Genomic DNA, 13,570 nt, shown 5'->3' with positions numbered 1-13,570 from the left:
GGATGAAAGGAAAAAATCAGCCTGCGTAAGGGAGATTACGCAGGCTAAGGAGGTGGTTCCTGGTACAGCTAGCATTTATGGGTTATGTTTTTCAGCGAGATAGATAATACCCGTATTGAACGGAACGGTATGTGATCCGATTCTAAGAATCATCCTGGACTGAAAAAATACCTGCAATGAACTATTTACTGTGTGGATTACGGGTGTTTTCGCCTTCGAAATTGCGCATCAGCAGCGCAAATTCCAGATCCACTTCTTCAGGAACCGGCAACCAGACCGTATGACCGTCTCCTGGTGCGACGGTAATGGCTTCACCTTTACCGTTTTCCAGATGTTCCAGACGGAAGTTGATGTTGCCCTGAGGGGTCATCAGTTCCAGGCTGTCACCTTTGGTGAATTTGTTTTTGACGGCAACGGCTGCCAGATCACCTTTGCGTGCGCCCGTAAAATCACCGACAAACTGCTGACGTTCAGAGACTGAATAACCGTGTTCATAGTTCTGGTAATCGTCGTGGGTATGGCGGCGCAGAAAACCTTCGGTGTAACCGCGATGGGCCAGACCTTCCAGCGTCTCCAGCAGGCTGGTATCGAACGGTTTACCGGCAGCGGCATCGTCGATCGCCTTACGATAGACCTGCGCGGTACGAGCGCAGTAGTAATAGGATTTGGTACGGCCTTCGATTTTCAGGGAATGCACGCCCATTTGCGTCAGGCGCTCAACGTGAGCGATGGCGCGCAGATCTTTCGAGTTCATGATGTACGTGCCATGCTCGTCTTCAAAGGCTGTCATGTACTCGCCCGGACGTTTTGCTTCTTCAATCATAAATACGCTGTCAGTCGGCTCGCCAATACCGAGCGTCGGTTCAACGTTCTTCACCGGGATCGGCTCGTGTTTGTGGACGATATTACCGATATCGTCCTCTTTGCCTTCCTGAACGTTATATTCCCAGCGGCAGGCGTTGGTGCAGGTTCCCTGGTTCGGGTCGCGTTTATTGATATAGCCTGAGAGCAGGCAGCGGCCTGAATAGGCCATGCACAGTGCACCGTGAACGAAGATTTCAAGCTCCATATCCGGAACCTGAGTGCGGATTTCCTCGATCTCTTCGAGTGACAGTTCACGCGACAGGATCACACGGGTCAGCCCCATCTGTTTCCAGAATTTCACGGTTGCCCAGTTCACGGCGTTTGCCTGTACCGAGAGGTGAATGTCCATGTCAGGGAAGTTCTCCCGAACCAGCATGATTAAACCAGGGTCTGACATGATCAGCGCATCCGGCCCCATATCCACAACGGGTTTCAGGTCACGAATGAACGTTTTCAGCTTGGCGTTGTGCGGTGCGATGTTAACGACCACATAGAATTTTTTGCCCAGGGCATGCGCTTCATTGATGCCAAGTTGCAGATTCTCGTGGTTGAATTCGTTGTTGCGCACGCGCAGCGAGTAGCGCGGTTGGCCCGCGTATACCGCGTCAGCACCATAAGCGAAAGCGTAACGCATATTTTGCAGCGTTCCCGCCGGGGAGAGGAGTTCCGGTTTAAACATGTTTGTTCTCGTTCTGATGACAGGTCAGATCCGCTAGCACCAGGTGCAGCGTCAGGGGAGATCCCATACTTTAAGGGCGGGCATTGTAGCGCTGAGGGGCGGGGAGGTAAACCTTTTGATAGTTCAATTGGCTCTTGAATGCGCTCTGAAAGCCTTGCGATTAATCAATGAACAATGGTCGGTGACAGTTAAAAATAAAAAATCTCATCCTTTTTAAATTTATTAATATATGTTTAACTCTGTTCTCAAATTATATTCAGTAAACACCTTTGCTACTATTTTTGGTGGGTGTGAAAACGAGGGATCATAAAATTATGCTAAAATCAGCATGTAAAGTGGTAATTGCGGCGTCACTTTTGATTAATTGTCATGTAGTCATGGCGGCGGGGCCTGTTAATCTTGGTCTTTCGGCTCTTGAAACGCTAAATAAAGGGCTCGAATTTAAAGAAGCTATCGAAGAAGTTGAACATCATAAGAAGGTGGCTGAGATGGTTTCTGGTATTTATACAAATGCTACAGTGTATAAGCTTTACGATTCTATCGTCGGGCCATACAGAAATGCCACCCCAGATATATTGAAACAGAAGGAGAAAGTGTTTTATGAAGAGGCTCGCAAAAAAAGTATCAACTTACCTGATAACATTTACTTGTCATACTACGGTGAAAAAGATTATTTGGTGGTTATGACCAAACTGACAAATGCTGATTGTAAAGGATTTAGGGCAAAATTAAATAATTCAGACATTCAACATCTCATTATTAACCCCGGTGAGAAAGAACCAGAGTGTAAACTCTTCGGCGATAACATCGTTGCTTATGTACCAAAAACATTTAATCCAAACTATCAATAATGTTCCCTTTTAGGGAGAACGGTATTGTTTCTGAAGAGTAAATTCACATAATGTCACCCCTGGCAGGTGACATTCGTTTTTAGTCCGATATTATCACGCAATCCTGCATGCATCCGCTTCCCATCGATAACCTACGCCATACACTGCGCGAATAAACGACTGGTCGGCATCGAGTGCCTCCAGTTTACGACGCAGATTTTTGATATGGCTATCGATAGTGCGGTCAGTGACGACCCGGTAATCATCATAAAGATGGTTCAGCAGTTGTTCGCGCGAGAACACTTTCCCTGGCTCGTGGGAGAGCGTTTTGAGCAAGCGAAATTCAGCAGGGGTGAGATCCAATAATTTGCTGCGCCAACTGGCCTGAAAGCGGCTTTCGTCAACGATCAGCGGGCTTTCTGCATCCAGTACCTGCAATTCTCGCTGCGGTTTGCAGCGACGCAGGATCGTTTTCACGCGTGCGACCACCTCGCGTGGGCTATATGGTTTACAGATGTAATCGTCTGCGCCAATCTCAAGACCCAGCAGACGGTCGATCTCTTCGATTTTGGCTGTCACCATCACGATCGGGACATCGGAAAAACGGCGGATCTCGCGGCACAGGGTCAGGCCGTCAGTGCCGGGCAGCATCAAATCCAGCAATATCAGCGCGGGTGGCGTCTGGCGAACATAAGGAAGAACCTTGTCGCCGTGGCTGATAAGCGTAGGGGCGTAACTTGCCGCGCGTAAATAGTCGATTAATAACTGCCCAAGTTTAGGCTCGTCCTCCACGATCAGAATACGTGGCGTGTTTTCATCAATGGGTAACTCGGTCATGCTTCTCTCGATAAATCGCGTTCCAGCGGTAACTCTACTGTAATGCTAACCCCGCCAAAAGGCGAATGAGCGGCGCGGATTGTACCGTTATGCGCTTCGACAATGTTGACGCAAATGGCCAGCCCCAGCCCGGAACCGCCGCTGGCGCGGTTACGTGAACCTTCGGTACGATAAAAACGCTCGAACAATTTTTCAAGCTGCGTGTCCTGCACCCCAGGAGAACTGTCGGCAAACGTCAGCGCAAAACGGCTGGCTTCCAGCCTGCCAGAAATGTACAACGCGCCACCGCTGTCGGTATAGCGCAGGCTGTTCTCCAGTAAATTATTGAAGAGCTGCGTCAGACGGTCGCGATCGCCAAACACCACAGCGCTGTCCGGCAGGGAGAGCTCAATTTTCAGGTTACGGCTGGAAAAGCGTTCACGGAATGCGCCTGTGGTGACTTCCAGAATGTTGATCACATCAACAGGGGCTTTTTGGTAGGCCAGTGCCCCTTCGTCGGACATGGAAAGCTGATGCAGGTCGTTCACCAGCTTGGTGAGCGTACCCACTTCAGCCTGAAGTGACGCCACCGACTCCGGTGTGAACTGGCGTACGCCATCCTGAATAGCCTCCAGTTCGCCACGGAGTACCGCCAGCGGAGTACGGAGCTCGTGCGAAATATCGGCCATAAAATCACGGCGCATCTGCTGGTTTTTTTCCAGTGTACTGGCGAGCTGGTTAAAGTCTTGCGCCAGCCTGCCCAGTTCATCCTGGCTGCGGGTGTCCACGCGAGTAGAGAAATCACCGGCTGCCAGTTTATGTGTACCTTCCACCAGCCGCTTGACTGGCGCGAGCAGGCCGCGTGCCAGTGGGAAGGTAGCGAGTGCGGCGAGCAGTGTGGAGAGGGCGACAATCAACCAACTGGTCTGACGCTGCTGCCTGTCGAAGTTGATGTCGGTGTTACGTGTCAGCCGCTCAACCGGCGACGCAATCACCCAACCTACGCTGACATTATTGAACATGATGGCCCGACGCATACCATCCGGAGGAACAGGGGCGCGTGGACCGACCAGCACTTTTTTATCCTGATCGACCACCCAGAACTGCGTACGCCAGCCGTGAGGTGGCATGCCAGGGCCAGGACGGTCATCGTCATTATCGTGCTCAAGCGAACGCAGGATCTGGAACACGAAACGATCGTTGTTGCGCAGGAAACGCCAGTTGCCGTGAAGGGCGTATTGCTCGCTCAGGGCATCGCTCAGCCCCTGTAAACGCTGCTCGTTTCCGTGTTTGATGTAATCAATAAAACCGCGCTCGAAGCTAACACGCACGGCCCAGTGCATGGTGATCAACAGGACAATGCAGGTGGTAAAAATCGCGACAAAGAGCTTGCCGGTAATACCGGGACGCCAGAACTTCATGGTGCACTCCTTTTGCCACGTCGGATAACGACGTTCTTACTGGTATCATCCGGCACTCTGGCGAAGATGAGCGCGGGCAGGGCGATGATCACCGCCATGCTGAGATAGGTATACAAAAAGACCTGATGCGCGACGGGGGTATCGACGCTGAGATGGTGTTGTCCATACATACCCAGCAGCAGGCCTGCCACCGTTACACCGACGCTCATGGAGAGTTGCATAACCATCGATAACAAGCTGTTGCCACTGCTGGCCAGTTCATCCGGCAGATCTTTCAGGGTCAGCGTGTTCATGGAAGAGAAGCGCATGGAATTGATAATGCCCTGGCAAAAACGCACCAGCGGAAGCGCGTAGTACCAGCCCATTAATGCCACGGTCATAAACAGCAGGCTGACTACTGCCAGGCCAAGCGTGGCGGCCACCAGTACGTGACGGTAGCCAAAGCGGTTCACGACCTGCACCACAATACGCTTCATCCCCATACTGCCGAGTACCATCGGGATCATCATTAAACCTGCGTGGAAGGGTGAGAAACCCATACCAATCTGTAAAAAGACCGGGGTCATGAACGGTAACATGCCGCTGCCCACCCGCCCGGCAAAGCTGCCGAAAAGACCCAGCCGGTAGGTTGAATTTCTGAACAATGACAGGCTGAAGAGGGCTTGCTCGTTATCTCTGGCATGCCATAGATACCACAGGATTGCGGTGATACCGAGGACGACCAGAATACCCAGCGTCAGGGACGAAATGCCCAGCCCCTTTTGGCCGTCGAGCGCCAGCGTGAGTGTTGCCATTCCGGCGGCCAGCAGAATGAAGCCGATGAAATCAAAACGCCGCGTCTGCATGGTGTAATTCGGCATGAGCATCAGCGTAGCAATAGCCCCAACAATCCCCACAGGCAGGTTGATTAAAAAGATCCAGTGCCAGGAGGCGTACTCGACCAACACCCCGCCCAGCGCAGGGCCAAGCAAGGGGCCAACCTGGCCTGGCAGCGTGACAAAGGTCATCGCTGCCATGTATTGCTCGCGCGGGACGATCTTCATCACCGTCAGTCGTCCGACGGGAACCATCATCGCGCCGCCGACGCCTTGCAGGACGCGAGCCATCACCAGTTCATTGAGCGTATTGGCCTGAGCGCAAAACAGCGACCCTATAGTGAACAGCACGATGGCAGTAAAAAAAATATTCCTCACGCCCACTTTATCCGCCATCCAGCCGCTGGCAGGCAGCATCACGGCGACGGTCAGCACATAGGAGACAATCACCATGTGCATATGCAGCGGACTCTCTCCCAGACTTTTCGCCATCGAGGGGAGGGCAGTATTCACAATGGTCGTATCCAGCGACTGCATAAAGAAGCCGAAGGCGACAATCCATAACTGCCAGCGGACGTTTTTCGGGAGGTCTGTCATTTACCCATTTACCGTATCTCTGTGTTTACGCGAAAAACGCACCCGCAGGCGGTCGAAAAAGAGATAGACCACCGGCGTGGTGTAGAGCGTCAATAGCTGACTCATGACTAAGCCGCCGACAATGGTTATCCCCAGCGGTTGACGCAGCTCAGAGCCATCGCCACCTGAAATAACCAGAGGAAGTGCGCCAAACAACGCCGCCAGCGTGGTCATCATGATCGGACGAAAACGCAGTTGGCACGCCTGGAAAATGGCCTCTTCCGGCGTCAGGTTACCGTTTCGCTGTGCGTCGAGCGCAAAGTCGACCATCATGATGGCATTTTTCTTCACAATGCCGATGAGAAGCATGATCCCAATCAGGGCGATGAGGCTAAAGGGCGCACCGAACAGCTCCAGCGCCAGCAATGCGCCTACACCTGCCGACGGCAGTGTAGAGAGAATGGTCAGCGGATGGACATAACTTTCATACAGCACCCCCAGCACAATATAGACCGTCGCGATGGCGGCGAGGATCAGTATCACCTGCGAGTTCATCGTCTCCTGGAAGACCTGAGCGGTTCCGGCGAAGCTGCCGCGCACAGTGGACGGCACGCCGAGCTGGGTCATGCTGCGGTTGATCGCATCACTGGCTTCTGACAGCGATGAGCCGGTTGGCAGGTTAAACGAAATAGTTGATGCCGCCGACAACCCCTGATGGTTGACCGATAGCGGCGCGTTTGCAGGCTGCCAACGGGCAAAATACGACAGCGGAATGGCCTTACCGTCGCTGTTGATGACAAACATCTTATCCAGCGCGCTGATATCCTGGGTGTAACGCGGATCAACTTCCATCACCACCTTGTACTGGTTCATTGGCTGGTAGATGGTGGATATTTCCCGCTGACCAAATGCATTATTGAGCAGGCTGTTAGCCGCTTCGACGTTAATGCCTAACCGCGACATGGTTTCGCGATCGTAGGTCAGATCCATTTCCGCACCGTTATCCTGCTGATCGGAGTTCACGTCTGCCAGCTCAGGCAATGCGGCTAGCGCCTTGCGGATCTTCGGCTCCCATTCGCGCAACGCGGCCAGGTCGTCAGAGAGCAGTGTGTACTGATAGCTGGCGTTGGCCTGGCGTCCACCCACACGGATATCCTGAACGGCCATCAAAAACAGATTCGCGCCCGGTTCTTTGGCAAGCTTGCTGCGCAGACGGTCAATGACCTGCTGTGCAGTTTCGTTGCGTACGTCGCGTGCTTTCAGGGTGATGAACATCATTCCGCTATTTACCCTCGAACCGCCGGTAAATCCGGTGACGTTATCCACCGCAGGATCTTCACGAATAATTTTCATAAAGTCCTGCAATTTACCGCGCATCGCCTGGAATGAAATGCTCTGGTCAGCCTGGATGCCACCCATCAGTACGCCGGTGTCCTGTTCCGGGAAGAAGGTTTTCGGGATGGTGATATACATCCACACGTTGAGCACGATTGTGCCTGTCAGCACCAGACCGACAAGCCGGGTATGGTTCAACACCCATTTCAGCGATCTGCCGTAGCTCTCCTGCATAGCCATCAGGAAGCGACCAAAACCTTTTCGCCGAGGCTGTGAGTGTGGTTTGCTCCGTTTTAGCATCCAGCCACACATCATCGGCGTCAGCGTCAGGGAGATGATGAGTGAAATGCCTATGGCGACGGAAAGTGTCACGGCGAATTCGCGTAACAGTCGGCCCGGGAGCCCGCCCATCAGCAACAACGGCAGGAATACCGCCACCAGCGACAGGCTCATGGACAGCACTGTGAAGCCGACCTCGCGTGTCCCCTGAAGCGCGGCTTGTAAGGGTTTCATCCCGGCTTCAAGGTGGCGAGAGATATTTTCCAGCACTACGATGGCATCATCGACCACAAATCCGGTCGCGATGGTCAGTGCCATCAGCGACAGGTTATTCAGGCTAAACCCGCACAGATACATGGCCGCGAATGTCCCAATCAGGGACACCGGAACCGCCACCGCCGGGATAAGCGTGGCGCGTCCGGAACGCAGAAACAGAAACACCACCAGAATCACCAGCGCGACGGAGATGATCAGCGTCTGCTCCACCTCTTCGAGCGAGGCGCGGATCGTTGGGGAACGGTCCTGGGCGATCTGCAAATCAATGGCCGCCGGGATAGTTTCCTGCAATTCAGGCAGACGGGCACGAATACGGTTTACCGTCTCGATAATGTTGGCTTCCGGCAATTTGCGAATCATCAGCAAAATGGCCGGTTTGGCGTTGGTCATCCCGGCATTACGGACGTCCTGTACCGAGTCGGTCACGTTGGCGACGTCGCTGAGCCGTACCGCTGCACCGTTGTTGTAGTGAATAATCAGTGGCTGGTATTCCGCCGCGGTTTTTAGCTCATCGTTGGTTTGAACCTGCCAGCGATGGCTGGCGTCTTCAATGGCTCCCTGCGGTTTGCGCACGTTGGCATTACTGATGGCAGTGCGCACGTCATCCAGTGATACACCCTGGTTGAACAGCGCCTGCGGGTTCAGGTCAACACGCACAGCGGGCAGGGAGCTACCGCCCACATCCACATCTCCTACGCCATCAATCTGGGAAATAGTTTGTGCCAGCTGCGTGGAGGCGAAATCGTATAGCTGCCCCTGAGAGTAGGTATCCGAGGTGAGCGTCAGGATCATGATTGGCGCATCGGACGGATTCGCTTTGCGATAGGTTGGACGGCCAGGCATCCCGCTGGGCAACAAGCTTTGCGCGGCGTTAATTGCTGCCTGAACGTCGCGTGCCGCACCGTTAATGTCCCGGTCGAAGCTGAACTCCAGGATGATCCGCGTACTACCCAGCGAACTACTGGAGGTCATTTCGTTGACCCCGGCGATACGCCCAAGCGAACGTTCCAGCGGTGTCGCCACTGACGACGCCATGGTTTCCGGCGATGCGCCAGGCAGCGAGGCGCTGATCATAATTACCGGGAAATCCACCTGCGGCAAAGGGGCAACCGGCAACAGCCGGAAGCCAAGAATGCCGCACAGGGTGATGGCAAGTGAAATTAAGATCGTTGCCACCGGGCGGTAAATGAAGAGGGCAAAAAACTTCACTTACGCCTCCTCTTCACGTTTCGGGAAACGGCTCTTTGACCACAGTGCCAGACGGTCAAACAGCAGGTAAATCACGGGCGTCGTGAATAAGGTCAAGACCTGGCTGACCAGCAGACCGCCAACCATGCCGATACCTAATGGGCGACGTAACTCCGCGCCGACCCCGGTACTCAGCATCAGCGGTAATGCGCCGAGAAGGGCGGCGAGCGTGGTCATCAGAATCGGACGGAAACGCAGCAGGCAGGCCTGGAAAATGGCATCACGCGGCGACATGCCTTGCTCACGTTCAGCAGCAAGGGCAAAGTCGATCATCATGATGGCGTTTTTCTTCACGATCCCGATAAGCAGGATGATCCCGATGATCGCTATCACATCCAGCTCGCTGCCCGCCAGCATCAACGCAAGTAGTGCACCGACACCTGCAGTTGGCAGGGTAGAGAGGATGGTAATAGGGTGAATGAAGCTTTCATACAGCACGCCGAGCACGATATACATCGCCACGACAGCGGCCACAATCAGCCAGATGGTGTTGCCCAGTGCGGCCTGGAACGCCAGCGTGCTGCCCTGGAATTGGGTCTGAATATCCGACGGGAAATTCAGGCTTTTTTCCGCCGTCAGAATCGATTCGACGGCTTCACCCAGTGAATACGCGTCTGGCACATTGAAGGAGATCGTCGTAGACGGGAACTGATCCAGATGGTTTATCGATAGCGGTGTATAGCGCTCTTCGACATTCGCAATTGCGCTTAATGGCACAATGCCGCCGCTGCTGCTGGTTAGACGCACCGTGTCCAGCGCGGCAAGTCCCGGCGTACTATCGGTATTGTGTTCCAGCACCACCCGATATTGGTTCGCCTGAGTGTAGATGGTTGAGATCAGGCGCTGTCCAAACGCGTTGTACAAGGCGTTATCGACATCCGCCATCGTAATGCCCAGGCGGCTGGCGCTGTCGCGGTTAACGTTCACGTATGCTGCCAGCCCCTTGTCCTGCCAGTCGCTACTAACATCAGAGAGTTGTGGCAGCGTTTTCAGTTTATCAACCAGTTGCGGAACCCAGGTGCTAAGTGCCTCAAGGGACGTAGCCTGTAGCGTGAACTGGTACTGCGTGCGGCTCACCTGAGTATCAATGGTTAGATCCTGAATCGGCTGGAGATACAACTCGACGCCTGGCACGCGCGCCACATCATTTTGCAGACGGTCAATCACCGTCTGTACGCGGTCATCACGGTCGCTTAGGGGTTTTAAATTGATTTGCAGGCGCGCGCTGTTCAGCGACGGATTCGTCCCGTCGACACCCACGAATGACGTCAGGCTTTCGACCGCCGGATCTTTCATGATGATTTCCGACACCTGTTGCTGGCGCTGGGCCATGCTGGCGAATGACACCGATTGTGGGGCCTGAAGCGTCCCCTGGATGATGCCGTTGTCCTGAATCGGGAAGAATCCTTTTGGAATAAAAATCCACAGCATCACACTCAGAGCCAGTGTCCCCAGTGCGACGCTGAGTGTTGCCCACGGATGATTAAGGACTTTCGCCAGGACGTGACCGTAGGCGGCAATGATGCGCTCAAACAGTCGCTCAGACGCGCGGGAGAAGCGGTTCTGCTTACGCAGAGACTCATGGCTGAGCATGCGGGCGCACATCATTGGCGTCAGCGTCAACGAGACTATCGCGGATATCAGAATCGCTACCGCCAAAGTCACTGCGAACTCGCGGAACAGGCGGCCCACAATATCGCCCATAAACAGCAAAGGGATCAGCACGGCAATCAACGAGAAGGTCAGGGAGATAATGGTAAAACCGATCTCTCCTGCGCCTTTCAGCGCTGCGGCCAGCGGTTTTTCCCCTTTTTCGATGTAGCGCGAGATGTTCTCGATTACCACGATGGCATCATCGACCACAAAACCGGTCGCGATGGTTAGCGCCATGAGTGTCAGGTTATTGATCGAGAAATCGAGGAACACCATGACGGCGAAGGTCCCGACCAGCGAAAGTGGAACGGCAACGGCGGGAATAATGGTTGCCGGAACGTTACGCAGGAACAGGTAGATAATCATGACGACCAGCGCAATCGCCAGCATGAGCTCAAACTGTGTATCGGAAACGGAGGCCCGGATGTTGGTGGTGCGGTCAGAAAGCACTTTCACGCTGACCGACTTCGGCAGGCTTTCGATAAGCTGCGGCAGCATGGTTCGAATGCTGTCCGCAGTTTCAATGATGTTCGCACCTGGCTGGCGCTGAACGTTCATCACGATGGCCTGCTGTTTGTTGGCCCATGCGCCAAGCCAGTTGTTTTCTGCCCCTTGCTCAACGGTGGCAATATCACCCAGACGGATGGGCGCGCCATTCTGGTAGGCCACAATCAGTTGACGGTATTCATCGGCGGATTGCATCTGATCGTTTGCCGAAAGCGTGACGGCACGCGTCGGGCCATCAAGCGAGCCTTTCGCCGAGTTCACGTTGGCATTGCTGATGGCTGTACGGATGGTTTCACTGGTTAAGCCCAGTGAAGCAATCGCCTGAGCATTGAGCTTCACTCGAACAGCGGGACGTTGCCCGCCCGCCAGCGTAACCAGGCCGACGCCAGACACCTGAGAAATCTTCTGCGCCACACGCGTTTCAACCATGTCCTCAACCTGTGTCATCGGAATGGCCGATGAGGTAACGGACAGGGTCATGATGGGCGGGTCCGCCGGGTTGACTTTGCTGTAGACCGGTGGGTTTGGCAGATCGGAAGGCAGCAGATTCGTGGCCGCATTGATTGCTGCCTGGACTTCTTGTTCGGCCACATCCAGCGATAGCGTAAGCTGGAATTGTAGCGTGACGACGGATGCGCCGCCGGAACTCTGTGAAGACATCTGCTTCAGGCCCGACATCTGACCAAACTGGCGTTCCAGTGGGGCGGTAATGGCGGAGGTGACGACATCCGGACTCGCACCCGGATAGAGGGTGATGACCTGAATCGTCGGATAGTCCACTTCTGGCAGCGCCGAAACGGGTAAAAAGCGGTAGCCAATCATCCCGGCGAGCAGGATAGCCACCATCAACAAGGTCGTGGCGACAGGGCGCATGATAAACAGGCGTGATGGCCCACCTGTAGAGCTCGGTGGTAACACCTGCATCAGGAGTTTGCTCCCTGTTTAGCATGCTGGCGTTTTGCGGGTTGCTCACCCGGCGCCGTACTGCTGTGCGCTTCAACCACCTCGACTTTGGCGCCTTCAGTCAGGCGGTCAATGCCGTCGGTGACGACGCGATCGCCTGCGGAAAGTCCTGCGCTTATCACAACAGTCTGGCTGTCCTGAATTCCAGTTTTGACCAGATGTTTGCTGACCTTATTGTCGCTGTTCAGCACCCAGACGAAGTTACCTTCATTGCCCATTTGCAGGGCGGCGGTAGGGATCACCACGGCATTTTCTTCGGTCGCAACCAGCATCCGGGCGTTGACAAACTGGTTCGGGAATAACGCATCGTCCTGGTTGTTAAAACGAGCCTTCAGCTTGATTGTGCCGGTGGTCGCATCAATCTGGTTATCAAGACTGAGCAGTTTGCCTTCGCTCAGTTTTTGCTTGTTGGTCCGATCCCAGGCTTCGACAACCAGGGCTTGTCCGGTTTTTTGCGCCTGCACGACGGTGGCGATATCACTCTCTGGCAGGGTAAAGACTAAGTCGATAGGGTGGGTCTGGGTTATGACAACAATACCTGTGGTGTCACCGCTGGAGATTTGGTTACCGATATCGACCTGTTTCAGACCCACACGCCCGTCAATTGGGGCGGTAATTCTGCTCCAGTCGAGTTGTAACTGTGCGCTGGCAACGGATGCTTCATCGGCTTTGATCGTGCCCAGCGTCTCGCTGACCAGTGATTGTTGGGTATCCAGCTCCTGACGTGAGACGAGATTAGTTTTAACCAGTTGTTGATAGCGGGCTAAATCACGTTGTGCATTGGCAAGCGTGGCCTTGTCTTTTGCGAGCTGCCCCTGTGCCTGGGCAAGCGTGACTTTAAACTGGCTCGGGTCAATTTCTGCCAGTAAATCACCGGCTTTAACCTGCTGACCCTCCTGGAAGTGAATGGACATCAACTGACCGTCCACACGGCTACGTACCGTCACGGTATTCGCCGCTGTGATAGTTCCGAGGCCCGAGAGATAACGAGGAACGGCTTTATTAACTGCTGTCGCCGCCTGAACCGGAGCCAGAGGCCCATTACGCATACCGTGACGACCGCTACCGCCGCCAGTTGGGCGTTGTGATTGATTGCTGGCTCCTGTGGGGGCGGCTGAGTCCGAGGATTGACTGTGCCAGTACCAGGCGGCGGCAATGACCACCACAATGATGCCAGCGGCGATTGCCCAGCGGGATTTATTACGGCCTTTCATCGTTATACGTTCTCATCCTGAAACACTTCGGGGAATGATACTAGTTTAGTCAGGAGAGAGAGCAGAAAAATGGAGGAAATATGGAACACTGTCT

The 13,570-nt window shown here is 54.2% G+C and carries 8 protein-coding genes; 1 reads left to right on the top strand and 7 read right to left on the bottom strand.

Annotated features, from left to right (window positions below):
* Positions 1–181: 181 nt before the first annotated feature.
* A complete protein-coding gene (yegQ, locus tag GF617_RS07475; RefSeq protein WP_181620085.1) occupies positions 182–1,543 on the bottom strand; it encodes a tRNA 5-hydroxyuridine modification protein YegQ in 1,362 nt (453 codons plus the stop codon).
* Positions 1,544–1,857: 314 nt separating this feature from the next.
* Here yegQ and GF617_RS07470 point away from each other — a divergent pair, with 314 nt between their 5' ends.
* Positions 1,858–2,394, top strand: a complete 537-nt coding sequence (locus tag GF617_RS07470) for a hypothetical protein (RefSeq protein WP_203451418.1) — start codon at positions 1,858–1,860, stop codon at positions 2,392–2,394.
* Between the two features lie 93 nt (positions 2,395–2,487).
* Here the strand turns inward: GF617_RS07470 and baeR are convergent, their stop codons facing one another.
* Genes baeR through GF617_RS07440 form a run of 6 tightly spaced genes read right to left on the bottom strand, consistent with a single transcriptional unit; the run spans position 2,488 to position 13,476 of the window.
* Positions 2,488–3,210 (bottom strand): two-component system response regulator BaeR, encoded by a 723-nt coding sequence (gene baeR, locus GF617_RS07465; RefSeq protein ID WP_181620083.1) that lies wholly within the window; start codon positions 3,208–3,210, stop codon positions 2,488–2,490.
* Positions 3,207–4,610: a two-component system sensor histidine kinase BaeS gene (baeS, locus tag GF617_RS07460; protein WP_181620082.1), complete on the bottom strand. Its 1,404-nt coding sequence runs from the start codon at positions 4,608–4,610 to the stop codon at positions 3,207–3,209. Before baeS ends, baeR begins: the two co-directional genes overlap by 4 nt.
* Complete coding sequence (locus GF617_RS07455; protein ID WP_203451417.1) at positions 4,607–6,022, bottom strand: MFS transporter; 1,416 nt, start codon at positions 6,020–6,022, stop codon at positions 4,607–4,609. The genes baeS and GF617_RS07455 overlap by 4 nt, the downstream gene beginning before the upstream one ends.
* Entirely contained in the window at positions 6,023–9,100 is a 3,078-nt protein-coding gene (gene mdtC / locus GF617_RS07450; RefSeq protein WP_203451416.1) for a multidrug efflux RND transporter permease subunit MdtC, read from the bottom strand. It abuts the gene before it with no gap.
* Complete coding sequence (locus tag GF617_RS07445) at positions 9,101–12,223, bottom strand: MdtB/MuxB family multidrug efflux RND transporter permease subunit (RefSeq protein WP_203451415.1); 3,123 nt, start codon at positions 12,221–12,223, stop codon at positions 9,101–9,103.
* Positions 12,223–13,476, bottom strand: a complete 1,254-nt coding sequence (locus GF617_RS07440) for an MdtA/MuxA family multidrug efflux RND transporter periplasmic adaptor subunit (RefSeq protein WP_203451414.1) — start codon at positions 13,474–13,476, stop codon at positions 12,223–12,225. The genes GF617_RS07445 and GF617_RS07440 overlap by 1 nt, the downstream gene beginning before the upstream one ends.
* Positions 13,477–13,570: the final 94 nt, after the last annotated feature.

Source organism: Lelliottia sp. RWM.1, assembly GCF_016859735.1.
Taxonomy (GTDB): domain Bacteria; phylum Pseudomonadota; class Gammaproteobacteria; order Enterobacterales; family Enterobacteriaceae; genus Enterobacter.
The sequence above is the reverse complement of the archived record's forward strand: the minus strand, read 5'-3'. Positions and strand labels throughout refer to the sequence as shown.

Coding starts and splice junctions, on each gene's coding strand:
- yegQ (WP_181620085.1), bottom strand. CDS start 1,543: ATGTTTAAACCGGAACTCCTCTCCCCGGCGGGAACGCTGCAAAATATG.
- GF617_RS07470 (WP_203451418.1), top strand. CDS start 1,858: ATGCTAAAATCAGCATGTAAAGTGGTAATTGCGGCGTCACTTTTGATT.
- baeR (WP_181620083.1), bottom strand. CDS start 3,210: ATGACCGAGTTACCCATTGATGAAAACACGCCACGTATTCTGATCGTG.
- baeS (WP_181620082.1), bottom strand. CDS start 4,610: ATGAAGTTCTGGCGTCCCGGTATTACCGGCAAGCTCTTTGTCGCGATT.
- GF617_RS07455 (WP_203451417.1), bottom strand. CDS start 6,022: ATGACAGACCTCCCGAAAAACGTCCGCTGGCAGTTATGGATTGTCGCC.
- GF617_RS07445 (WP_203451415.1), bottom strand. CDS start 12,223: ATGCAGGTGTTACCACCGAGCTCTACAGGTGGGCCATCACGCCTGTTT.
- GF617_RS07440 (WP_203451414.1), bottom strand. CDS start 13,476: ATGAAAGGCCGTAATAAATCCCGCTGGGCAATCGCCGCTGGCATCATT.